The 23,271-nt window shown below is 64.4% G+C and carries 22 protein-coding genes; 11 read left to right on the top strand and 11 right to left on the bottom strand.

The window, feature by feature from the left end:
- Positions 1–171 precede the first annotated feature (171 nt).
- The 8 genes from IVA87_RS04060 to IVA87_RS04025 form a co-directional block, all read right to left on the bottom strand.
- Positions 172–627 (bottom strand): MarR family transcriptional regulator, encoded by a 456-nt coding sequence (locus tag IVA87_RS04060; RefSeq protein WP_247276851.1) that lies wholly within the window; start codon positions 625–627, stop codon positions 172–174.
- Positions 628–651: 24 nt separating this feature from the next.
- Positions 652–1,356: an ABC transporter ATP-binding protein gene (locus IVA87_RS04055; RefSeq protein WP_247332806.1), complete on the bottom strand. Its 705-nt coding sequence runs from the start codon at positions 1,354–1,356 to the stop codon at positions 652–654.
- Positions 1,353–2,144, bottom strand: a complete 792-nt coding sequence (locus IVA87_RS04050; RefSeq protein ID WP_247332805.1) for an ABC transporter ATP-binding protein — start codon at positions 2,142–2,144, stop codon at positions 1,353–1,355. Before IVA87_RS04050 ends, IVA87_RS04055 begins: the two co-directional genes overlap by 4 nt.
- The gene (locus IVA87_RS04045; protein WP_247332804.1) at positions 2,141–4,030 is read right to left on the bottom strand and encodes an ABC transporter permease; all 1,890 of its coding nucleotides are present in this window, start codon (positions 4,028–4,030) and stop codon (positions 2,141–2,143) included. Before IVA87_RS04045 ends, IVA87_RS04050 begins: the two co-directional genes overlap by 4 nt.
- Before the next feature lie 68 nt (positions 4,031–4,098).
- Positions 4,099–5,301: an ABC transporter substrate-binding protein gene (locus IVA87_RS04040; protein WP_247295648.1), complete on the bottom strand. Its 1,203-nt coding sequence runs from the start codon at positions 5,299–5,301 to the stop codon at positions 4,099–4,101.
- 78 nt (positions 5,302–5,379) lie between these two features.
- Positions 5,380–5,964 (bottom strand): amino acid synthesis family protein, encoded by a 585-nt coding sequence (locus tag IVA87_RS04035; RefSeq protein ID WP_247295650.1) that lies wholly within the window; start codon positions 5,962–5,964, stop codon positions 5,380–5,382.
- A 27-nt stretch (positions 5,965–5,991) separates the two neighbouring features.
- Positions 5,992–6,888, bottom strand: coding sequence for a UPF0280 family protein (locus IVA87_RS04030; RefSeq protein ID WP_247295652.1), 897 nt, complete (start codon positions 6,886–6,888; stop codon positions 5,992–5,994).
- A complete protein-coding gene (locus IVA87_RS04025; protein WP_247332808.1) occupies positions 6,885–8,342 on the bottom strand; it encodes a 6-hydroxynicotinate reductase in 1,458 nt (485 codons plus the stop codon). Before IVA87_RS04025 ends, IVA87_RS04030 begins: the two co-directional genes overlap by 4 nt.
- 244 nt (positions 8,343–8,586) lie before the next feature.
- On the opposite strand from IVA87_RS04025, the gene IVA87_RS04020 reads away from it, so the two are divergent.
- Together IVA87_RS04020 and IVA87_RS04015 are read left to right on the top strand one after the other, a co-directional pair.
- The gene (locus tag IVA87_RS04020; protein ID WP_247276844.1) at positions 8,587–9,069 is read left to right on the top strand and encodes a (2Fe-2S)-binding protein; all 483 of its coding nucleotides are present in this window, start codon (positions 8,587–8,589) and stop codon (positions 9,067–9,069) included.
- A complete protein-coding gene (locus tag IVA87_RS04015; RefSeq protein WP_247332807.1) occupies positions 9,069–12,599 on the top strand; it encodes a molybdopterin cofactor-binding domain-containing protein in 3,531 nt (1,176 codons plus the stop codon). The genes IVA87_RS04020 and IVA87_RS04015 overlap by 1 nt, the downstream gene beginning before the upstream one ends.
- Here the strand turns inward: IVA87_RS04015 and IVA87_RS04010 are convergent.
- On the bottom strand, positions 12,596–13,564 hold the full coding sequence (locus IVA87_RS04010) for a catechol 2,3-dioxygenase (protein ID WP_247276843.1): 969 nt from the start codon (positions 13,562–13,564) through the stop codon (positions 12,596–12,598). The genes IVA87_RS04015 and IVA87_RS04010 overlap by 4 nt on opposite strands.
- 427 nt (positions 13,565–13,991) lie before the next feature.
- Here IVA87_RS04010 and IVA87_RS04005 point away from each other — a divergent pair, with 427 nt between their 5' ends.
- From IVA87_RS04005 to IVA87_RS03995, 3 genes are all read left to right on the top strand, one after another.
- Positions 13,992–15,731 carry a DUF87 domain-containing protein gene (locus tag IVA87_RS04005; RefSeq protein WP_247295654.1) on the top strand — a complete coding sequence of 580 codons (1,740 nt, stop codon included), beginning with the start codon at positions 13,992–13,994 and terminating at the stop codon, positions 15,729–15,731.
- A 222-nt stretch (positions 15,732–15,953) separates the two neighbouring features.
- Positions 15,954–16,532 (top strand): peroxidase-related enzyme, encoded by a 579-nt coding sequence (locus IVA87_RS04000; RefSeq protein WP_247295656.1) that lies wholly within the window; start codon positions 15,954–15,956, stop codon positions 16,530–16,532.
- 10 nt (positions 16,533–16,542) lie between these two features.
- On the top strand, positions 16,543–17,040 hold the full coding sequence (locus tag IVA87_RS03995; RefSeq protein WP_247295659.1) for an MgtC/SapB family protein: 498 nt from the start codon (positions 16,543–16,545) through the stop codon (positions 17,038–17,040).
- A 116-nt stretch (positions 17,041–17,156) separates the two neighbouring features.
- Here IVA87_RS03995 and IVA87_RS03990 read toward each other — a convergent pair whose 3' ends face one another.
- Together IVA87_RS03990 and IVA87_RS03985 are read right to left on the bottom strand one after the other, a co-directional pair.
- The gene (locus IVA87_RS03990; RefSeq protein ID WP_247332803.1) at positions 17,157–17,300 is read right to left on the bottom strand and encodes a hypothetical protein; all 144 of its coding nucleotides are present in this window, start codon (positions 17,298–17,300) and stop codon (positions 17,157–17,159) included.
- 136 nt (positions 17,301–17,436) lie between these two features.
- Positions 17,437–18,060 carry a ParB-like protein gene (locus IVA87_RS03985; protein ID WP_247332802.1) on the bottom strand — a complete coding sequence of 208 codons (624 nt, stop codon included), beginning with the start codon at positions 18,058–18,060 and terminating at the stop codon, positions 17,437–17,439.
- Between the two features lie 320 nt (positions 18,061–18,380).
- Between IVA87_RS03985 and IVA87_RS03980 the strand changes: the two genes are divergently transcribed.
- The 6 genes from IVA87_RS03980 to IVA87_RS03955 all read left to right on the top strand — a co-directional run bounded on the left by IVA87_RS03980 (position 18,381) and on the right by IVA87_RS03955 (position 23,150).
- Positions 18,381–18,722: a hypothetical protein gene (locus tag IVA87_RS03980; protein WP_247295665.1), complete on the top strand. Its 342-nt coding sequence runs from the start codon at positions 18,381–18,383 to the stop codon at positions 18,720–18,722.
- Between the two features lie 221 nt (positions 18,723–18,943).
- Positions 18,944–19,231: an acyl carrier protein gene (locus tag IVA87_RS03975; RefSeq protein ID WP_094974763.1), complete on the top strand. Its 288-nt coding sequence runs from the start codon at positions 18,944–18,946 to the stop codon at positions 19,229–19,231.
- 10 nt (positions 19,232–19,241) lie between these two features.
- Positions 19,242–19,712 carry a 3-hydroxyacyl-ACP dehydratase FabZ family protein gene (locus IVA87_RS03970; protein ID WP_247276836.1) on the top strand — a complete coding sequence of 157 codons (471 nt, stop codon included), beginning with the start codon at positions 19,242–19,244 and terminating at the stop codon, positions 19,710–19,712.
- Complete coding sequence (locus IVA87_RS03965) at positions 19,709–20,917, top strand: beta-ketoacyl-ACP synthase (protein ID WP_247295667.1); 1,209 nt, start codon at positions 19,709–19,711, stop codon at positions 20,915–20,917. The genes IVA87_RS03970 and IVA87_RS03965 overlap by 4 nt, the downstream gene beginning before the upstream one ends.
- 14 nt (positions 20,918–20,931) lie before the next feature.
- Positions 20,932–22,209, top strand: a complete 1,278-nt coding sequence (locus tag IVA87_RS03960; RefSeq protein WP_247332801.1) for a beta-ketoacyl-ACP synthase — start codon at positions 20,932–20,934, stop codon at positions 22,207–22,209.
- A gap of 8 nt (positions 22,210–22,217) precedes the next feature.
- A complete protein-coding gene (locus tag IVA87_RS03955) occupies positions 22,218–23,150 on the top strand; it encodes a lipid A biosynthesis lauroyl acyltransferase (RefSeq protein ID WP_247295671.1) in 933 nt (310 codons plus the stop codon).
- Positions 23,151–23,271: the final 121 nt, after the last annotated feature.

The raw sequence follows: 23,271 nt of genomic DNA, 5'->3' as shown, positions 1-23,271 counted from the left end.
TCATGACGTCGCGCGCAGCGTCCGTCAAGGATGGCCGTCGCTCGCTCGAACCTCACGTGGTCTGTTGCCAGGCCACGCCTTGACGGACGCGAGCACGGCGTCATCATGGCAGGCGCAGACCATCCGGGCGGAGCAAAAAACTGCCGTCACTTAATGGTTGCTACGGCACCTTCACCTGAGCTTGTTCAATAGCGCCATCAGCGTTTCGCGCTCTTTTGCATCCAGCGGCGCGAGCGTCTCGCGGGTGATCGCGAGCGCGTTTGGCGCCAGCCTCTCCGCAAGCTGCTGACCCGCGCGCGTCAGGCTGACCAGCAAGCGCCGTCCGTCTTCCGGATCCTGGCTCGTCTCGGTCAAGCCGCGCGCCGTGAGGCGGTCGATCACGCCCTTGATGGTCGCGACGTCCATCGCCGTGAGACGTCCGAGCTGGTTCTGCGAGCACGGCCCGGTCTCGGCGAGCTTCGACAGCGCCGCCCATTGCGTCGGCGTCAAATTGGTGCCGATATCGCGCGAGAAGATTGAGCTGTGGCGTTGCCAGACCTGGCGCAGGATGAAGCCGACTTGCTCGTCGAGCACGTAAGGCGGTTTTGCCGGTTTGACGCTCTTCTTCGCCGTAACGCTTCTCGCCATCCGTTCGCAGCCCTTCCCCTTGCCTCACAACGACAGATGCGCGTCGCGGATGTCCGGACGCGCGTCGAGTTCGGCCATGCTGCCGCCGAAGCAGATGCGGCCGCGCTCGATGATGTAGGCGCGATCGGAAATCAGCCGCGCGAAATGCAGATTCTGCTCGGAGACGACGATGCTGACGCCCTCCGTCTTCATGGTCAGCATGGCATCGACCATCTGCTCCACGATCTTCGGCGACAGTCCCTCCGAAGGCTCGTCCAGCAGCACCAACGACGGATTGCCCATCAGCGTGCGCGCAATGGTGAGCATCTGCTGCTCGCCGCCGCTCATGCGCCCGCCGGGGCGATTCTTCATCTCGCCCAGGTTTGGAAACAGCGCGAACAGTTTTTCGCGCGTCCAGTGCGGCGCGTTCGGACGCTTGGGCTGGCGGCCGACCTCGAGATTTTCCTCAACGGTCAGATCTGTGAAGATGCGCCGCTCCTCCGGCACATAGCCGAGGCCCTCGCGGACGATCTCGTGCGTCGGACGCACCGAGACATCCTTGCCCTCGAACATGATGCGGCCGGTTCGCTGCGCGACGAGGCCGACGATGGAGCGGAACGTCGTCGACTTGCCCGCGCCGTTGCGCCCGAGCAGCGCAACGACCTCGCCCTCACCGACCTCGAAGCCGATGTCGAACAGGATATGCGCCGGGCCATAATGGCTGTTGAGCGCTTCGACCGTCAGCTTCATGCCGAGGCTCCCTCGCGATGGCGGGCATCATAGACGAGGCCTTCGCCGAGATAGACCGCGTGCACCTGCGGATTGCCGCGCACTTCGGCCGGCGAGCCTTCGGCGATCAGCGCGCCGCGGTTGAGCACGATGATGCGGTCGGCATGTTCGAATACGACATCCATGTCGTGCTCGGTGAAGAGCACGCCGATCGACTTTTCGCGCGCTATCTGCGCTGTGAGCCGCATCAGGTCGACGCGCTCGCGCGGCGCCATGCCCGCGGTCGGCTCGTCCATCAAGAGCAGCTTTGGCTGGTTGGCGAGCGCCACCGCAAGCTCGAGACGCTTGAGGTCGCCATAGGCGAGCTCGCCGCAGGGGCGATCGGCGTAGCCGCCCATGCCGACCAGCTCGAGCAGCCGACCGGCTTCGCCGCGGTCGAACTTCGGCGCCGAGCCGAACAGATTGAACAACTGCTTTCCGTGCGATATCAACGCGACCTGCACGTTCTCGCGCACGCTCATGGTGGCGAAGGTCGCGGTGATCTGGAACGTGCGCCCGACGCCGAGCCGCCAAACCTCGCGCGGCTTCCTGCCGGTGATCTCTTCACCTAGCAGGCGGACATGCCCGGAGTCCGGCTTGTTCTGGCCGTTGAGCATGTCGAAGCAGGTGCTCTTGCCGGCGCCGTTCGGGCCGATCAGCGCCAGAATCTCGCCTGCACGCAACGAGAACGACACGGCGCGCACGGCATGAATGCCGCCATAGGATTTGGTCAGGCCTTCGACCGCGAGAAGTGGGGGTGCGACGCTCATTCGGCGGACTCGATCGGCTTGGCAAGCAAGGGAGATCCCGGCGGCGATGCTTTCTTACGACGCTGCGCCAGCATCTCGAGCACGCCAACGATGCCCTTGGGGAAGACGACGACGATCAGCATGATGAAGCCGCCGAGCACAAGCTTCGACAAGTCGGTCTGGCTGATCAGCCAGATATTCAAAGCCTTGTAGACGATGGCGCCGATCACCGCGCCCGACACCGTCTCGACGCCGCCGAGCAGCACCATGACCAGCGCATCGACCGACAGCGAAATGCCGAGATTGTCGGGGAAGACGCTGCCCTTGAGGTAGGCGAACAGCGCGCCGCCGATGCCAGCGGTGGTCCCTGCGATGACGAAGGCCGTCCACCGGATGCGCTTCGCGTCGATGCCGATCGCTTCGCTGCGCAGCGCCGAGTCACGCGTTGCCCGGAGCGCATAGCCGAACGGTGAGAACACCATGGCTCGAAGCGCGATCGTGACGAGCGCCGCGACGCCGAGCGCGAGCCAGTAGAAATGCGGTGGGCTCGCGGCCCAGCTCGACGGCCAGAGGCCGAGAATGCCGTTGTCACCGCCTGTCACGTCCACCCACTGGAATGCGATCGACCACACGATCTGCGCGAAGGCGAGCGTCAGCATCGCGAAATAAACGCCGGAGAGCTGCACCGCGAAGAAGCCGAACACGGCCGCGCCCAGGCAGCCGAGCAGCGGGCCGAGCAACAGGCACACGATCATCGGCAGCCCCGCCATCTTGGCGAGGAAGGCAATGCCATAGGCGCCAAGCCCGAAATAGGCGGCATGGCCGAACGATGCGAGCCCGCCGACCGACATCAGGAAATGCAGGCTGACGGCAAAGATGACGAAGATCGCGATCTCCGAGCCGACCGTCAGCGCGTAATTGCCGGCGAACAGCGGCAGCGTCGCTGCGATGACGAGCGCGGCAAGCGCAGCCAGCCGCTCATTCGGCGTCAGCGGGCGCCAAGGACTGACGGTGAGGCCCGGCGTCTTGCGCGCAGCCGCCTCGGGCCTGCCGAACAGGCCCCAGGGCCGCACGATCAGCACCACTGCCATCACCAGGAAAACCAGGATGATGGAGATCTTCGGAAAGATCAGGATGCCGAAGGCGTTGAGCTCGGACACCAGCACCGCCGCCACGAACGCGCCGACGATACTGCCAAGGCCGCCGATCACAACCACGACGAAGACCTCGACGATGATCCGGAGATCCATGGCGTGATGCACGGCATCGCGCGGGATCTGAAGCGCGCCGCCGAGAGCGGCGAGGAAGACGCCGACCGCGAACACGGAGGTGAACAGCCACTTTTGATTGACGCCGAGCGCGGCGACCATGTCGCGGTCCTGCGTTGCGGCGCGCACCAGCACGCCCCAGCGCGTGCGCTGAAACAGCAGCCAGAGAATGCCGAGCACGACGGGTCCGAGCACGATCAGGAATAGGTCATAGCTCGGAACGTTCTGGCCGAAGAAATCGATGGCCCCCTTGAAGCCCGGCGCGCGGCGGCCGACGAGGTCGTCAGGTCCCCAGATCAGCACCACGAGGTCTTCGACCATCAAGGTCAGGCCAAAGGTCGCGAGCAGTTGGAACAATTCGGGCGCATGATAGATGCGCCGGAGCAGCACCATCTCGACAAGGACGCCGATCAGCGCCACCGCGAGCGCGGCCAGCACGATGCTGCCCCAGAAGCCGAAGGCGCCGGAGAGGCGCTCGGTCAAAGTGAAGGCGATATAGGCGCCGATCATGTAGAAGGCGCCATGCGCGAAATTCACGATCCGCGTCACGCCGAAGATGATCGACAGGCCCGAGGCCACCAGGAACAGCGACGCTGCGCTGGCAAGACCGGTCAGAAACTGTACGACGTAAAAGGCCATCGGCGGTCCGGGTTGAGGTTGAAGTCACCTCTCCCCACGAAGAGTGGGGAGAGGGAGGGGAAAGATAATCAATCCTTCGGCCGCAGCTTCTCGACCTCCGCATCGCTGGGCAGATAGTCCGCGCCCTTCTTGTAGGACGAATCCACCATCACACCCTTCCCATCCTTCAGCGCGGTCTTGCCGACATAGGCACCGAGCGTCGACTGATGGTCGATCTTGCGGAAGGTGATTTCGCCGAAAGGCGATGGCATCGACAGGCCTTCGGCCGCGGCGATCAGCTTCTCCGGATCGGTCGAGCCCGCCTTCGCCAGGATTGCCGCTGCCGACTTGATGGTCTGATAGCCGACGATCGAGCCGAGGCGCGGATAGTCGTTGTACTTGGCCTGGTAGGCCTTCAGGAAGGCGTCGTGCTCCGGCGTCTTGATCGAGTACCAGGGATAGCCGGTGACGATCCAACCCTCCGGGGTCTCGTCCTTGAGCGGATCGAGATATTCCGGTTCGCCGGTCAGGAAGGAGACGACCTCACGCCCCTTGAACAGGCCGCGGGTGTTGCCTTCGCGCACGAGCTTGACGAGGTCGGCGCCGAAGGTGACGTTGAGGATGGCTTCCGGGTTGGCGGCGGCAACCGCCTGCACCACCGGACCTGCGTCGATCTTGCCCTGCGGCGGCCACTGCTCGTCGACCCACTGGATGTCCGGGCGCTTCTCCGACATCAGCTTCTTGAACACCGCGACCGCCGATTGGCCGTATTCGTAGTTCGGCGCGATCGTCGCCCAGCGTTTCGCCGGCAGCTTGCTGGCTGCCTCCACTAGCATCGCCGCCTGCATGTAGTTGGAGGGACGCAGGCGGAAGGTGTATTTGTTACCCTTCGACCAGGTGATCGCGTCGGTCAGCGGCTCGGCCGCGAGGAAGAACACCTTCTTCTGGTTGGCGAAGTCGCTGACGGCGAGGCCGATGTTCGACAGGAACGTGCCCGCGAGCATCGCAACGCCCTCGCTGGAGACGAGCTCATTGGCAGCGGTCTGCGCATCCGCCGGCTTGCCGCCATCGTCCTTCGAGATGACGACGAGCTTCTTGCCGTTGATGCCACCGGCCGCGTTGATCTCCTCGGTGGCGAGCTGCCATCCCTTGCGATAGGGCTCGGTGAAGGCCGGCAACAGCGAATAGCTGTTGATCTCGCCGATCTTGATGTCCTGCGCCAGGGCCGAATGGGCCATGCCGTCGGCCAGAAGCGCGAAGGCCGCGCCGACAAAAACGTTTCTTGCTCGCATCCCAACCTCCAGTTTTGAACTTCTCTGTCTTTCGCAAACGATCTGATCGGAGAACCCGTGCCCGGTTCTCCGGACGCGCTATCTCAAACCGTCTTCGCCCTTGATCTCCGCAACCGTCAGCCCGCCGACGCGCGGCAGCGGACGGCCGCTGTCGGTGACGGCAACTGCGACCATGATTTCGTTGGCGCGCGGTGCATCGTTGATTTGTACCTCCATGCCGTCGAAATGGCTGCGTACGAAGGCCGCGTCCTTGTGCCCCAGAGGAATATCGAGCGTCGTGCCCGGGCCGCTGCGTTTCTTCGACGACGGGATCAGCGCCGCGCCCTTGCCCAGCACTTTTCGCACCGGCGCACCCATCTTCGGATGAAGGATAGCGGCGGCGTGCTCCAGCTCGCCGTTCTCGCCGACCGCGGCGGCCTTGCCGTAGCTCTGCACCTTTGCGCCATCGATCCCGAGCGCCGCCACCGCGCGCTTCGACAGCAGCTCGCCCAGCTCCTCGCCAATCGCGATGAGCGGCGAAAGGTCTTCAACATATTTCCCCGCAAAGGGATTCTCGATCACGGCGATCGCCGCGGCGCGCCGCGTCGGCGGCGACACCTGACGTCCCATCTCCATCTGGGTCTCTTCGAGGACGGTGACGATCTTGCGGATGATCGCGTTCATGATTGTTTCCTCAAATCGCTTCCCTGTTCAGGCATGAACCGCAGTCTCCAGCATAGGCGGGCGCGATCGTTGCCGTTCGATATCTTTTGGTCCGATGACAAGCATATCACCACAAAGCTGCAATACGGCACCCTCGATCAATTCGCGATCGAATAAATGCCGTGCACATTCCGCGCCAGATTCCAGCGCGGCCGCGATCTCATTGTGCGACAACTTGCCGACCTCGCGGGTGACAAGACGGGCCCCGAGATCGCTGTCAGGCTGAAGCTCGTTGGCGGGCTTGCGGATGATGGCCGGATGTCCCGGCAGATCCACCGCGTTGGCGATGATCGTGGCCGCCGCATCGGCCTGCGATGCCGTTGCAGCCAACACCGTCACCGCGTCGGCGATACCGAGCGAAAAACTACGACCGTGGCGTCCACTGGTCGCGATTCCGCGTACAGGGTCGGTCGAATCGACCCTCATGGTCCGCATTACGCCGGAGCCATCAGGCCGATCAATCAGACCGACAGAGAAATGCTCGCCTTCGCCCAGATGAAGCGCGAGGTCGCCGCCATTGTTGACGTAGGCTTGATTGAGTGTCGCGGCTCCGAGCATTGCGCCAAGGATCTCCTCCGCCCCGCTGCCAGCAACGGCGGCCATCGGCGTGATGAAGCAATCAGCCGCATAGGGCGAGACAGCGGCATGCATCCGCCGCGCGACCACGCCCTTCAGCGAAGTGCGCTCCTCAGCGGCCGTCCGCAGCTCCGGCAGTTCCGCGCAGAGCTCATCCAACAATCCGGTGAACCGCCGCGCTGCAGCCTCATAGGCCGCGCGCACCTCGTCCGCAGGCCCTCTCGCCTCCACGATCAAATCAATCGGTCCATCCTGCAAATGCAGCCGTCGGCCGTCAGACAGCAATGCGATTTGCGCGCGCCGTGTCATGCCCGCCGTCCCGGGATCGGGTTCTGCCAGGGCAATTGACGGACGTCGTCACCGCTCTGCACTTCGGAAAGCGGCTTCACATGATCCATGTGACCGCCGAGCGCGGCATAGTCCGACAGCCTCATGGTGAACTCGATTGGCGCGACCAGCGCCGGCGTCGGCACGTAGCCAAATGCGCCCGCGGGCATCTGCGTCACGTCGACCATATAGGTGATGCCTCCGCCGGGCCAGACATAGACCGGCGCGCCGCCGCTGGTGACGCGCGTCAGTGCGTCCTTAACCGAGCGCGTCAGCCGCACCGGATTGTCGGTGACGCCGGCGCGCAACGAGCCGCCGGCACCCGCCATGAACAGCACCGTGCAGAGCGCCGGCTCGCAATTCTCCTGGATGCGCTCGACCGAAAACTTCAGGTCATCAGGCATCTCGGTCTCGACCGGCTTCAAAGCCTCGTCGAGGACATAATAGGACGAATGCTCGCCCGTGGTGGAGACCATCAGCATGGTCAGACCGGGCTTGGCTTCCTTGGCATCAAAGGGCCCGAGAATCGAGAGCGGATCCGAGATGTTGGTGCCCCCCCAGCCGGTGCCGGGCTCGGCGACCTGGAAATAGCGGCCGGGCGTCGAACGCCGGCCCTTCATCTTGATGCCGGTATCGACGATGTCGAGCAGCTTGCCGGCCTGATGTTCCGACAGCACGCCGGTGATGTGGTCATCGACCACGACGACCTCATCGACCTTGCCATGCCATTGCTTGGCGAACATGCCGATCGTCGCCGAGCCGCAGCCGACCCGCATGCGCTCTTCCTTCACGCCGTTGACGATCGGCGGCTGGCCGGCCTGCACCACCACGGTCGCGCCGCCGTCGATGGTGAGCTCGACCGCCTTGCAATTGGCGAGATCCATCAGCGTGTCGCAGGTGACGCGTCCCTCTTTCTTGGAGCCGCCAGTGAGATGATGCACGCCGCCGAGCGAGAGCATCTGCGAGCCGTATTCGCTGGTGGTGACGTGGCCCACCGCCTCGCCTTGCGCGCGAACGGTCGCGGTCTCCGGCCCGAGATAGCGATCGGTGTCGATCTTCACCTTGACGCCGCAATAGGAGAAGATGCCCTCGGTGACCACAGTCACCATGTCGACGCCATCGACCTCCGCGGAGACGATGAATGGCGCCGGCTTGTAGTCGGGATAGGTCGTGCCCGCGCCGATCGCCGTCACAAAAGTTGAAGGCTCGTGGACGATCTTGCCGTCCCAGTCTTCGGTCCGGCTGAACGGCACCAGCTTGCCGCCATGCGAGACGGTGCGCTCCAGGATCACGTGCGGATCGACGCGAACGAGCTTGCCGTCGTGGTTAGCGTAGCGGTCGCAAGCTCCCGCCGCACCCGGCTTGATGTAACACATCACCGGACAGGCATCGCAGCGTATCTTGTCGATGGCAGCGCTCGTCGTTTCCATCACCATGTCAGAGCCAGCAGACACCGCGGTTATCATTCGTATACGAACGATGTTGCGCGCGGTCCCGATGGCTGTCAAGCGGCGGTGCGGCGCAAAAGGTGCACCTGCCGCATAAAAGCTCATATGCCTATCCGCCCTGTCCACAAAGGAGGCATTCGCGCTGCAGTGCGGCATGACGGCTTGCACGTTTGTGTACAAACGGTATCGTCGCGACTTACAAATCGCGTGTTTACAGGGCTTGGGAACGAGGATGATGCAGACACCGATCCGCCTCACCGTGAACGGCAGGATCCACGAGGTCACTGCGGCTCGAGACACGCCGCTGCTCTACGTGCTGCGCAACGACCTCGCGCTCAATGGGCCGAAATATGGCTGCGGCCTCGGTGAATGCGGCACCTGTACTGTCCTGATCGACGGGGCCGCGGCACGCTCCTGCGTGATTCCCGTGAGTGGCTGCGATGGCCGCGACATCGTGACGCTCGAAGGCTTGGGCACGCGCGACAAGCCGGACATCGTGCAGCAGGCCTTCATCGACGAGCAGGCCGCGCAATGCGGCTACTGCCTCAACGGCATGATCATGACCACCAAGGCGCTGCTCGCGGTCAATCCGCGGCCGACCGAACAGCAAGCGCTGGCGGCACTGCGCTACAATCTCTGCCGCTGCGGCACGCATGTCGAAATCCTGCGCGCGGTGATGCGCGCCTCCGGCCAGCTCACCGAGGCCGCTGATTGATGGTCTCCTCCCATTCGAACGGAGCTGAGCGGCCATCCGGTTCGCTCGTCGTCTTGCGCACCGTGGACGAGGTCACAACCGAGACCTATGTCCGCATCACCGCGGACGGTTCGGTCACAGCCTATAACGGCCATGTCGATCTCGGCACCGGCATCCGCACGGCGCTCGGCCAGATCATCGCCGAAGAGTTGGACGTGTCCTTTGCGCGCGTCGTCATCGTGCTCGGCGATACCGCACTGGTGCCGAACCAGGGCGCGACGATCGCGAGCGAGACGATTCAGATCACGGCTGTGCCCTTGCGCAAGGCCGCGGCCCAGGCGCGGCACTTCTTGATCGCACGCGCAGCCGAGCGGCTCGAACTGCCGGCGGCCGAGCTTAAGATCGACGACGGTCTCGTTCGCGGGCCCGACAATCGCTGCGTCAGCTATGGCGAACTGATCGGCGGCGAGACGATCAGCCTGGAGCTTGCCGATGACGTCGTCGTGAAGGCGGTTGGCGATTATGCCATCGTCGGCCAGTCGGTACCGCGGGTCGACCTGCCGGCCAAGGCCACGGGCGAGCTAACTTTCGTGCACGACATCCGCGTGCCCGGCATGCTGCACGGCCGCGTGGTGCGTCCGCCCTATGCCGGCGTCGATGCCGGTCCGTTCGTCGGCACCAGCCTGATCGCCGTCGACGAGGCGTCGGTGCGCGACATTCCCGGATTGGTTGCCGTCGTGCGCATCGGCGATTTCGTCGGCGTGGTCGCCGAGCGCGAGGAGAATGCGATCCGAGCGGCAGAGCAGCTCAAGGTGACCTGGAAGCCGACACCCGCGCTGACCGATCTCGCTGATGTCGAGAGCGCGCTGCGCGCCAATCCATCGACGCCGCGCACGCTGATCGACAAGGGCGACGTCGACGCGGCGATATCGGGCGCGGCCAAGCCGATGCAGCGCACTTATGTCTGGCCCTATCAGATGCACGCCTCGATCGGCCCGTCCTGCGCGGTCGCCGACTTCCAGGACGGCAACATCCGCGTCTGGTCCGGCACGCAGAACCCGCACGTGCTGCGCAGCGATCTGGCGCTGCTGATCGAGCGTCCGGAGAGCGAGATCGAGGTGATCCGGCTGGAAGCCGCCGGCTGCTATGGCCGCAACTGCGCCGATGACGTCACGGCGGACGCCCTACTGCTGTCGCGCGCGGTCGGCCGGCCCGTGCGCGTGCAGTTGACGCGCGAGCAGGAGCACGCCTGGGAACCAAAGGGCACCGCGCAGCTCATCGACGTCAATGGCGGCCTCGACGCCGGCGGCGGCATCGCTGCCTACGACCTCGCCACGCGCTACCCCTCGAACGCAGCGCCGACGCTGGCGCTGCTGCTGACCGGGCGGATCTCGCCCGAGCCCGCCGTGCTCCAGATGGGCGACCGCACTGCTATTCCGCCTTACGATTACGACCACATGCGCGTCATCGCCCATGACATGCCGCCGATGGTGCGCGCGTCCTGGTTTCGCGGCGTCTCGGCGCTGCCGAACACCTTTGCTCATGAGTCCTATATCGATGAGGCCGCAACAGAGGTCGGCGTCGATCCGATCGAGTACCGGCTGCGCTACCTGAAGGATCGGCGCGCCGTTGACCTCGTCAATGCGGTCGCCGAGCGCGCAGGCTGGATGCCGCGACCGGTGCGCGAGGAGAAACACGGTGAGATCGTGCACGGGCGCGGCTTTGCTTATGCGCTCTATATCCACAGCAAGTTCCCCGGCTATGGCGCGGCGTGGTCGGCCTGGATCGCCGACGTCGCGGTGAACAAGACGACCGGCGATGTCAGCGTCACGCGCGTCGTCGCCGGACAGGATTCCGGGCTGATGATCAATCCGGACGGCGTGCGCCACCAGATCCACGGCAACGTCATCCAGTCCACCAGCCGCGCGCTGATGGAGGAGGTTTCATTCGAGCGCGGCGCGGTGGCGGCGCGCGAGTGGGGCGCCTATCCGATCATTCTCTTCCCCGAGGTGCCCAAGATCGACGTTTTGATGCTGCCGCGTCAGGACCAGCCGCCCCTCGGCGTCGGCGAGTCCGCTTCGGTACCGAGCGCGGCGGCGATCGCCAACGCGATTTTCGATGCCACCGGCGTGCGCTTTCGCGAGCCGCCATTCACGCCCGAACGCATTCTCAGGGGATTACACGGCGATGCGGCGGCCACGCCGCAGGCCCTGGCCGCTCCCGCCACCCCGCCGCCATCCCGCATCTGGGAGAATCCGTTCGCCAAACGCGCCGGTATCTTTGCGACGATCGCGGCCGTCTGCACCGCCGCAATCGGAGTCGGCGCAGCGCTACTCCCGGCGCGCGCGATCGCGCCCATCGCGCGGCCCGACGCGTCGGTCTATTCCGCAGCAACGATTGCCCGCGGCCAGCAGCTCGCGGCGCTCGGCAATTGCGCGGAGTGCCATACCACGGTTCGAGGCGCGCTCAATGCCGGCGGCCGAGCGCTGGAAACGCCGTTCGGCACGATCTACTCGACCAACATCACGCCCGATGTCGAGACCGGCATCGGCGCCTGGTCCTACCGCGCCTTCGAGCGCGCGATGCGCGACGGGGTGCATCGCGACGGACGGCAGCTCTATCCTGCCTTCCCCTACACGCATTTTTCGAAGACCAGCGAGGCCGACCTTCAGGCTCTCTATGCCTACCTGATGGCACAGCCCGCGGTACGCGCGACGCAGCCTGCGAACGCGCTCGCCTTCCCCTTCAATCTTCGGCCACTGCTTGCGGGATGGAACGCGCTGTTTCATCAGGCGGATGAATTCAAGCCCGATCGCGCAAAGTCGGAGCTTTGGAATCGCGGCGCCTATCTCGTCGAGAGTCTCGGCCATTGCAGCGCCTGCCATTCGCCGCGCAATGCACTCGGTGCCGAGCAGCGCCAGGCCTATCTCGCCGGAGGCTTTGCCGAGGGCTGGGAGGCGCCGGCCCTGACCTCGCTCTCCCGCGCACCTATTCCGTGGAGCGAGGACGAACTCTTCGCGTACTTGCGCACCGGTCATTCGCGCTATCATGGCGTCGCGGCCGGCCCGATGGCGCCGATCGTCCGGGACCTCAAGGTCCTGTCCGATCAGGACATCCGCGCAATGGCGGTCTATCTCAACTCGTTCAATGACACGGCGAGCGACGGACAAATGCAAGACGCGCTCGCAACGAAACTCGAGAACGCGACGCAAGTCACCGTCGCTGCGTCCAACGGCGCGCGGCTCTATCTCGGCGCCTGCGCGGTCTGCCACGAGATCGGCGGCCTGCCTCTGTTCGGCACTAGGCCCTCGCTCGCGCTCAACAGCAATCTGCACAGCGCGACCTCGGACAATCTCGTGCAGGTGATCCTGCACGGCATTGCCGAGCCGGTGTCGAGCGATCTCGGTTACATGCCCGCCTTCAAGGGCAGCATGAGCGACGCGCAGGTCGAGGAGCTCGTCACTTTCCTGCGCAAGCAGTTCGCACCGGACAAGCCGGCCTGGACCGGCGTGCGCGAGACGATCGCGCGCGCACGCGCATCCGCAAACTAAGCGTGCTTCTTGATCTCCACTGGCGGCGTGCCATGCGTGTGGAACGACTCGATCGTCTTCAGGCCCCAGGCCTGGCCCTTCTTGCGCTCCTCCTCGGTCCACACGATCGGCTTCCAGTCCGGCGCGAGGATGAGACGCGCGCCGGCGTTGGCGACCTCGACGCGGTTGCCGCCGGGCTCATAGACGTAGAGAAAGAAGGTCTGCTGGATCGCGTGCTTGTGCGGGCCGGTCTCGATGTGCACGCCGTTCTCCAGGAAAATGTCTGCAGCGCGCAAAATCTCCTCGCGGCTGTCGAGCGCGTAGGTGACGTGATGGAAGCGGCCGGGCGTGCCTGAATGGTCGAGCGAATAGGCGAAGTCGTAGCTCTTGTTCGACATCGTCAGCCACATCGCGGCTTCACGTCCGTCGTTCAGCACGATCTGCTCGGTGAGACGGCAGCCGAGATAGTTCTCGAAGAACTCGCGGTTGGCCTTGATGTCGACGGCGAGGCAGTTGAGATGGTCGAGCCGGCGCACGTTGACGCCGCGCGCCGGAAAGCGCTGGGCCTGGTTCTTCAGCGCGGGCTTCAGCTCCGGCGGCGCCTGATACCATTCGGTCTCGTAATAGAGTTCGACGATGTGTCCATCAGGGTCACGGCAGCGGAAGGTCGGCCCCTGCCCCATATCGCCGTCGATCCAGCCAATATCAAAGCCGGAGCCTTTCAGCGCGGCGACGCGGCGTTCCAAGGCCTGCTGACTGCGCGCGCGCAACGCCATGTGCTCCATGCCCGAGGTCTTCGAGGCCGTGAGCTTAAGCGAATAGCGCTCGTAATCGTCCCAGCCGCGTAAGTAGACCGACTCGCCGTTCTGCCCGCTCACGGTCATGCCCATGACATCGACGAAGAACTTCAGGCTTTCATCTGGCTTGGGCGTCAAGAGCTCCATGTGGCCGAGATGGGCGAGATCGAGGATCGGTTCGGGCTGCATGCTTTCCTCCAAACCTGGCGGTCAAGCGTTGGCTACGATCCGCAGGACCGAGTCCTGCAATCCGGCGTGAGACTGCGATGCGCCCACGCCACGGCCGAACACTGACGCCGCCAGTTCATTTGTACCAATGTACAAATCATTAGGTCTCGTCAACAAATCAAGCGCCCGAATGGAAGGGCGCCGCTCCCGGGAACAATTATTCCCGAACGACGGAACCTTGCCTGCCTCGAATGGTAAAATCTTCCTTAACTGGCTTCGGCTCTCCCTTTTTTCTGCCATTTCTGCTCTCAGTACGGATTAGGAACCACCTTCCGGCCAGATTGCCGCGGATTTAACGGAGCAGCCGCGCCTGCGGCTTAACCGTTTGTGCAGCGACGGCTGCGCATAGTCCGGACCAAACCCGTTGCTCTTGCCAGGTTCATTCATCGTGACATCCTTTGGACGCGTGATTTCGGTTCGCGGATCGCTCGCCCGGGTCGGGCTTTTGGCGGAAAGCCGGATGCCGGTCTCGGAGGTTCGGGCGACCGTCGGCCGCTTCGTCAGTATCCGCTGCGCAAACTCGGTTATCGTCGCAATGATTACCGAGGTCTCCTGCGAAAACCTGTCGGCTAGCGACAATTACATTGCGATTGCCTCGGTCGACCTGCTTGGTGAGATCCTCAACGCCACCGACAAGCCGAAATTCCAGCGAGGCGTGACCAATTATCCGACCATCGGCGATGCCGTCGACCTGATCACGAGCCAGGAGTTGCGCACGATCTACGCGCCGACCGGGTCGGACCAGATCAACGTCGGCTTCCTCCAGCAGGACCGCTCGGTCGTCGCCTATGTCGACGTCGAGGAAATGCTATCCAAGCACTTCGCGGTGCTGGGATCGACCGGCGTCGGCAAATCGACCGGCGTCTCGCTCCTGCTGAACGAGATCCTGAAGGCGCGTCCGAACCTGCGCATCTTCCTGCTCGACGTGCACAACGAATATGGCCGCTGCTTCGGCGATCGCGCGCTGGTGCTCAATCCGCGAAATCTAAAGCTGCCGTTCTGGCTGTTCAACTTCGAGGAAATCGTCGACGTGCTGTTCGGCGGCCGCGCGGGCGTGCCCGAGGAGCTCGACATTCTCGCTGAGGTGATCCCGATCGCCAAGGGCGTCTATACCCAGTACCAGAACGCCGACCGCATCGGTCTCAAACGCATCGATCCCAAGCAGGTCGGCTACACCGCGGACACGCCGGTGCCGTATCGCCTGGTCGACTTGATATCGCTGATCGACGAGCGCATGGGCAAGCTCGAGAACCGCTCGTCGCGCATCATCTATCACAAACTGATCTCGCGCATCGAGGCCGTCCGCAACGACCCGCGCTACGCCTTCATGTTCGACAACGCCAATGTCGGCGGCGACACCATGGCCGAGGTGATCAGCCATTTGTTCCGCCTGCCGGCCAACGGCAAACCGATGACGGTGATGCAACTCGCCGGCTTCCCGGCCGAGGTCATTGATTCCGTCGTCTCGGTGCTCTGCCGCATGGCTTTCGACTTCGGCCTGTGGAGCGACGGCGTCTCGCCGCTGCTGTTCGTGTGCGAGGAGGCGCATCGCTACGCCTCCGCCGACCGCAACATCGGCTTCGGGCCAACTCGCAAGGCGGTGTCGCGCATCGCCAAAGAGGGCCGCAAATACGGCGTCTATCTTGGCCTTATCACCCAGCGCCCGGCCGAGCTCGACGCCACCATCATCTCCCAGTGCAACACGCTGTTCACGATGCGTCTCGCCAACGAGCGCGACCAGGCGCTGCTCCGCGCCGCCGTGTCGGACGCGGCCGCCAACCTGTTGTCCTTCGTGCCCTCGCTCGGCACCCGCGAGGTGCTGGCGTTCGGGGAGGGCGTCGCCCTGCCGACGCGGCTGCGCTTCAAGGAGGTGCCGCCGCATCAATTGCCCCGCGGCGAAGCCACCATCAGCAGCGTGCCCTCGGTCACCTCCGGTCACGACATGCATTTCGTCAGCGCCGTGCTCGAACGCTGGCGCGGCGCCACCTCGCAGCGCGACGTGCCAAACGATCCACTGTTCTCGGCCCCTCCCGCCAAGACGATGTCCAGCCTCGAAGCGCCGATGCTGCAACCGTCGATGGGCCTCGATCCCGACCGCTTCTCGCTGCTGAAGAAGCCGTTGAGGTAAGGCCGCGCGTGTCCCGGACGCGCTACGGCGTGCAACGCTGCTGCGCAAGGCCGAGACCCACGCCACACGCACCGCACTCTCGGAAAGATGGGCCCCGGCTCTGCAGGACACCGCTGGACAAGCGCTGCGCTGCGTTCGGGCACGCCCTACGGAGTATGCAGCACGTTGAGACGGCCGCCCGCATCGACTATGTTTGCCGGCCCTGAGCCGGAGTCCATGCAAATGACAAAGCCCGCGCAACGCTTCCCCGCCCCCGCCTTCGACACGCTGCCGGACGACATCCGCACGCGGCTCCTCGCCGTGCAGGAGAAGAGCGGCTTCGTGCCGAACGTGTTCTTGACGCTGGCGTATCGTCCCGACGAGTTTCGCGCCTTCTTCGCCTATCATGATGCACTGATGGAGAAGGACGGCGGCCTCACCACGGCCGAGCGCGAGATGATCGTGGTCGCGACCTCGGCGGCCAACCAGTGCCAATATTGCGTGATCGCGCATGGCGCGATCCTGCGCATTCGGGCCAAGAATCCGCTCATCGCCGACCAGATCGCGATTAATTACCGCAAGGCCGATATCACGCCGCGGCAGAAGGCGATGCTCGACTTCGCGATGAAGGTCTCGGCCGAGGCGCAGCGGATTTCAGAGGACGATTTCGCAGCACTCGCGCCGCACGGCTTCAGCGACGACGACATCTGGGACATCGCCGCGATCTCCGCCTTCTTCGCACTTTCGAATCGGCTGGCGAATTTCACGGGCATGCGGCCAAACGAGGAGTTCTATCTGATGGGACGGCTGCCGAAGAAGTGATCGACAGGCAATGACCGAGCTCGACTGGCCCGAAATCGTGCTGCGTCTCGGCAGCGCCACGCTTGCAGGCGGAGCAATCGGCCTGAACCGCGATCTGCAAGGTAAGCCGATCGGACTGAAGACGCTCGGCATCGTCGGGCTCTCCACCGCGGCCGTCGTGCTGCTTGCGGTCGAGTTCGCCGAGCCCGGCAGAATCACCGATGCGGCGAGCCGGGTGATCCAGGGCATCCTGACCGGAATCGGTTTCCTCGGTGCCGGCGTCATTGTCCACGAGAGCAAAGGTTTTCGCGTGAGCGGTCTGACCAGCGCGGCCTGCACGTTCCTCGCCGCCTGTCTCGGCATCGTCTGCGGCACCGGACAATGGAAGATCGTCGCAGCCGCGCTGGCGTTCGCCTTCGTTCTGCTGACGGTCGGCCGCCGCGTCGAGCGCTGGCTGCACCGGATGCTCGGTGGCCAGGAGGAGCTGCATGAAACGGCCTCCGAGCAGAAGCCTGAACGCAGCGTTTAGGCGCTTTCGGCTCGCCTTGCGCTCGCCGCGCTCACCTCTTCCGCCGCAGGGTCCAGCGGTTCCGTGCGAGCAGGGTCGCGGTCATGCATTGCGTGCGGCTACGAAGCGCTATGCCGCTAGCGCTTTGTCATCAACTCGAGTGCCGGAGCAAAGCGCTCGGCAAACGTCAATGTCTTGGCATGGTGAACCGCCGCAAACGAGGCCGAAACCCCTGCTGACGCAAGGGCAAGCAGGGCAACAGCGAAAACCAGACCGCGCATTCTTGCCTCCCGTGTGAGCCCGATTGCCCCAAAGGATGGGACGGCTCTGTTTCAGGGCCGCTTCATGCGGGGCGGAAAATGATTTCGCTCAAGAGGCTGTGATGAGGTCGGATTGCGGTGCCGTATCCATGCGCCCCTAATCATCGTCCGCCGGCCCGCACCAGCCGGGCAGATAGATCGCATCCTTACTTCTAGCCGAGGACATCGCCTTCTCGAGCGCCTTGTCGAAATCGGCATCGACCAGCTTGCGCGAGAGTTTTCGGCGCAGATAGTCGGCCCACAGGAATTCGGAGAATGGCGTCGTATCCTTGGCGAAGCCGCCGATGCGGCGGAGCTCGCCGGCGAGGCTGCGGAACGGGTCGTCCTTGAGGTCGGCCACCGATTTCGGCAGGTCCCGGAACGGCCGCCTTTCGCCCTTGGCGTCGTAGGGATAGACCCAGCGCTTGTTGTCCAGGACGCCCCAGAAGGCCTCGCGCTCGACCATTCTGAGGTCGCCGACGATGGTGACCAGCACCTCCTTGATGCCCTCGTCGTGCAATGCGCGGCCGAGATGATGATGATCGATCACGTAATAGCGCTGGTCCGGGCCGTAGACGACGGGAATCATGTGCTTGCCGAGTAGGTCGGCCTGCTTCTTCTTGTCGTGCTCGCGCCAGCGCTTGCGCTTCTCCTTGACCTCGCGCATGCCGACCGTCATCTGCGTCGGCCGCAGCGACAGGATGGGAACCGGGTGCACTCTCGGCTCACGCGTATTCGTCATTTCGAACGGTCCCTCATTGGTTGCAATTGGCGGAAACAAGTTCCCTGGACTATGCCATGACCCCAGTGACGGCAAAATGCGTCGGGCTGCACGCGCAGATGACAAGCCCATGTGGACGGAACGCAGGCGTGAGTTCCCCGCCAATATGGCAACGCAACCGCATATTCCTGACCGCGTCGCAGCCGGTTGGTGACGATTGACGGCACGCGATGCAAAATAGTGCGAATAGGAAATGCAGCTCCGAGTTGAGAAGATTTTCTGCAACGCGGTCATCACGTATGCTATCTAAAAATCGCTGCTTCGGAGTGATCCCCTGCCCTATGAAAAGCCAGCGGCCCATAAGCTCTGATGACGAGCACCGGGTGCTCCAATTCAGGCCGCGCACCTCGCCTTCCGCCATGGTTCGCCGGGGCAACGGCACCGTGCAATCATTGCGCGCGGCGCCGGAGCCGCTCGACCTGTCGCGCTACGAGCAGCCCCGCACCGGACCGGACGATTTCCGCCACCGCATGCTCGCCAATATCGCGGCGCTCGCCTTCACCATCGCGCTGACCGCGATCGGGATTTGGCTCGCCGTGAGTATTGCCGACCTGCGCCGGACTCAGGATTGCGTCCTGATGGGTCGCCGCGACTGCGTCAAGATCACGACGCCGCACATCTAGGCTCGCCCTGCCGGCGGTCCCTCGCTGGACGACCCGTGGCGGGCATCCCCAGCCCTGTCTCCGCGCCTGGCAGGCTCCATTGAACTCAGGGCGGCGCTCCGATATACGGGCTTTCGACCCGGCCAGAGGGGGGTTTGAGGGCGTCATCAGGGGCGCGATGCCCGCCCACCGTGCCACTCTGGAAATCTGACAAATACCTGCAATATATCAAAGGCTTAGTGATGTCTTCCACATTCGATCAGGTCGCCACGATCATCGCTGAAACCTGCGACATCCCGCGCGACACGATCACGCCGGATAGCCATGCCATCGATGATCTCGGCATCGACAGCCTCGATTTTCTTGATATCGCGTTCGCGATCGACAAGCAGTTCGGCATCAAGCTGCCACTTGAAAAGTGGACCCAGGAGGTCAACGACGGCAAGGCGACCACGGAGCAGTATTTCGTGCTGAAGAACCTGTGCGCGCGCATCGACGAGCTCGTCGCGGCCAAGGGCGCGGGCGCCTAAGCGCGCGGCCATGCAACTCGAATACTTCCACATGATCGATCGGATCGTCGACCTGAACGTCGACGAGAAGACGATTGTCGTCGAGGCCCAGGTTCCGAACGCAAGCACCATTTTCGAGGGACACTTCCCCGGCTATCCGCTGATGCCCGGCGTGCTCCTGATCGAATCGATGGCGCAGGCTTCGGGCTGGCTTCAGCTCGGTGTGCTGAAGTTCGAGCGCATGCCGATCCTCGCTGCCGTGAAGGAGGCCAAGGTCCGCGGCTCGGTCTACCCCGGTGACGTCATGAGCATCGAGGCGACCCTGTCCCATCAGGGCTCGGGTTACGCGGTCACCGAAGCCAAGATCCGGGTCGGCGGCAAGCTGCGCGCGAATTCGACGCTCACCTTCACGCAGATTCCCTTTCCCAATGCGGATATGCGCGGACACATGGACGCAATCGCCAAACGCGTCGGCTTTCCGCAACAGGCCGTTTCGCCATGATCGACACTTTCGCGACGAAGCCCGCCCAGACGGAAGTCTGGATCACCGGCATTGGACTTGCCACCTCGCTCGGCGAGGGGCTCGACGCCAACTGGGCCGCGCTCCAGGAGAAGCGCATCAATGTCGACGAGAAGGGCTTTGCGCCCTACATCGTGCATCCCTTGATGCCGGTCTCTTTCGACAGCCAGATTCCGAAGAAGGGCGACCAGCGCCAGATGGAAGCCTGGCAGCGTATTGGCACCTATGCCGCGGGCCTGGCGCTCGATTCCGCCGGGATCAAGGGCAACAAGGACATCCTGTCGAAGATTGACATGGTGGTGGCCGCAGGCGGCGGCGAGCGCGATCTCAACGTCGACACCGGCGTGCTCACGGCCGAGGCCAAGGGTGCCAACGCCCCCGGCTTCCTCAACGAACGGCTGATGAGCGACCTGCGGCCGACGTTGTTCCTGGCCCAGCTCTCCAACCTGCTCGCCGGCAACATCGCCATCGTCCATGGTCTCGGCGGCACCTCGCGCACCTTCATGGGCGAAGAGGTCGCGGGCGCGGACGCGGCCCGCATTGCGCTCGCGCGCATCGCCTCGGGTGAGAGCGACATTGCGCTGGTCGGTGGCTCGCACAATGGCGAACGCAAGGACCTGATGGTCCTCTACGAATTCGGTGACTTCAACCTGAAGGACAAGTTCGCTCCGGTGTGGGCGCGCAAGGACCATCCCGGCTTCGCGCTCGGTTCGGCGGGCGCCTTCCTGGTGCTGGAGTCGAAGGCGCATGCAGAGGCGCGCGGCGCAAAGCCGTTCGCCAAGCTCACCAGCGTCGTCGCCGACCTTGCCCGCCGCAAGCAGCCTGGCGACATGGCCTCGACGCTGGAGAAGCTTTGGGAAAAGCTGCCCAAGCGCGAGGGCAAGGCCGCGATCATATCAGGCGCGACCGGCGCCGAGCCCGCGACCTCGGAAGAGCGCAGCTTCCTGAGGAGCCACGCGGATCTGCCGGTGCGCTCGACCGGCACCATGTTCGGCCACACCATGGAAACGCAATTCCCGCTCGGAATTGCCCTCGCCGCACTGTCGATCTCGCGCGGTGCATTGTTCCCGCCGAATGATTCCACGGGGACTGAGATTGAAATGCAGGGCGCGCCCACCCAGATCGTGGTGGTAGGGGCTGGGCACTGGCGCGGCGAAGGCATGGCGCTGGTCGAGGCAGTGAGCTAGCTCAGGGGGTCGAGATGACTGCACCACGCGACAAATTCGGCCGTCCCGTCGTCGTCGTCACCGGCATGGGCATCATGACCTCGCTCGGCGCCGGCAAGGCCGACAATTGGGCGAAGCTGGTCGCCGGCGAATCCGGCATCCGCACCATCACGCGTTTTCCGGTCGACGGCCTGAAGACCACGATGGCTGGTACGGTGGATTTCGTCAGTGTCGATCCGTTCTCCTCCACCGGCCTCTCCGAGCGGATGGCGGAGCTGGTGACGGAGGAAGCGCTCGAGCAGGCCGGCATCGGCGCCAAGGCGGATTTCCCTGGCCCCCTCTTCCTCGCGGTCGCGCCAGTCGAGGTCGAATGGCCGCAGCGGCGCGAGCTTGGCCGCGCCGTCGGCAAGACCGAGTTCAACTACGACGACCTCCTGCGCATCTCCGGCGGCGGCAAGTACAGCGACTATCATCACCGCTTCATGTTCGGCTCGGTCGCCGCGCATCTCGCCGAGACTTTCGGCACCAAGGGCTCGCCGATCTCGCTGTCGACGGCCTGCGCCTCGGGCGCGACCTCGATCCAGCTGGGCGTCGAGGCGATCCGGCGTGGCGAGACCGACGCTGCGCTGTGCGTCGCGACCGACGGTACCGTCAATCCGGAGGCGCTGGTGCGCTTCTCGCTACTCTCGGCGCTCTCGACCCAGAACGAACCGCCGCAGGCGGCCTCCCGCCCCTTCTCCAAGAACCGCGATGGCTTCGTCATGGCCGAAGGCGCTGGCGCGCTCGTGCTGGAAAGCTACGAGGCGGCGACCGCGCGCGGCGCAAAGATCCTCGGCGTGATCGCCGGCTGCGGCGAGCTCACCGATTCCTTCCATCGCACCCGCTCCTCGCCCGACGGCAAGCCGATTATCGGCTGCATGAACAAGACGCTGGCCGATGCCGGCATGACGCCGGACCAGATCGACCACATCAACGCGCACGGTACCGCGACGCCCGAAAACGACAAGATGGAGTTCAACACGACGTCGGCAGTGTTCGGCGAGCTCGCGCAGAAAATTCCGGTCACCTCCAATAAGTCGATGGTCGGCCACACCATCTCGGCCGCCGGTGCGGTCGAGGCGATCTTCTCGCTGCTCACGCTCGAGCATCAGCGCATCCCGCCGACGATCAACTACGAGACCCCGGATCCGACGATCCTGTTCGACGTCGTCGGCAACAAGGCGCGCGATGCCCGCGTCACCGCGGTAATGTCGAACTCGTTCGGCTTCGGTGGCCAGAACGCCTCGCTGATCCTGACCCGCGAACCGGCCTGACCGGACGCATGGCACTGCTGACTGCGAGCACGAAGGCCCGCGCGCGGGAGGCTGCCAAATCGCTCGGCGGCAGCTTGATCGGCGCCGCGACGGTCGGCTTGCTGCGCACCACGCGCTATTTCGATCCGGTCAAGACTTCGGACTTTTTCGCGCGCGTCGTGAAGCTGATCGGCCCGCGTCTGCGCGAGCATCGCATCGGCCGCGCCAACCTCACTGCGGCATTTCCGGAGAAGTCGCCGGAGGAGATCGAACAAATCCTGATGGGCGTCTGGGACAATCTCGGCCGCGTCGGCGCCGAGTTCGCCCATATCGACCATGTCTGGGACTACGACCGCGATGACCCCGAGAAGAGCCGGATCGAATTGTCGCCGCGCAGCATCGAGCTGTTCGACCAGATCCGCGACGACGGCAAGCCGGCGCTGATCTTCGCCGCGCATCTGGCCAATTGGGAATTGCCGGCGCTCGCCGCCGTCGCGCATGGGCTGGATACCGCGATCCTCTATCGCCGACCGAACATCGCCTCCGCCGACCGCATCATCCAGGAGATGCGCCAGGTCAACATGGGCACGTTGATCCCGGCGGGCCGGGACGCGCCGCTGCGGCTCGCACAGGCGCTCAAGGACGGCAAGCACGTCGCGATGCTGATCGATCAGTATCTGACGGCCGGCGTCGAGGTCACCTTCTTCGGCCGCAAGACCCGCGCCAACCCGATGCTGGCGCGCCTCTTGCGCCAGGTCGAGTGCCCGATCCACGGTGTGCGCATCATCCGCCTGCCCGACGGCCGCTTTCGCGGCGAGCTCACCGAAGAGATCAAGCCGGTGCGCGATGCTGACGGCAAGATCGACATCCAGGGCACGACCCAGGCGATCACGAGCGTGGTGGAAAGCTGGGTGCGCGAGCATCCGGAGCAATGGCTGTGGCTGCATAGAAGGTGGCGGTAGTTACGCCGTCGTTGCGAGCGCAGCGAAGATTCCATGGGGGTGGATAGCGACCAAGTCTGAGGCCAGACTGAGGTTGCATCCATTCAACCTGGAGACGACGATGTTGCTCGATCATCCTATC

The organism is Bradyrhizobium sp. 147, assembly GCF_023073935.1.
GTDB lineage: Bacteria > Pseudomonadota > Alphaproteobacteria > Rhizobiales > Xanthobacteraceae > Bradyrhizobium.
This window is presented reverse-complemented; position numbering and strand designations above follow the sequence as displayed.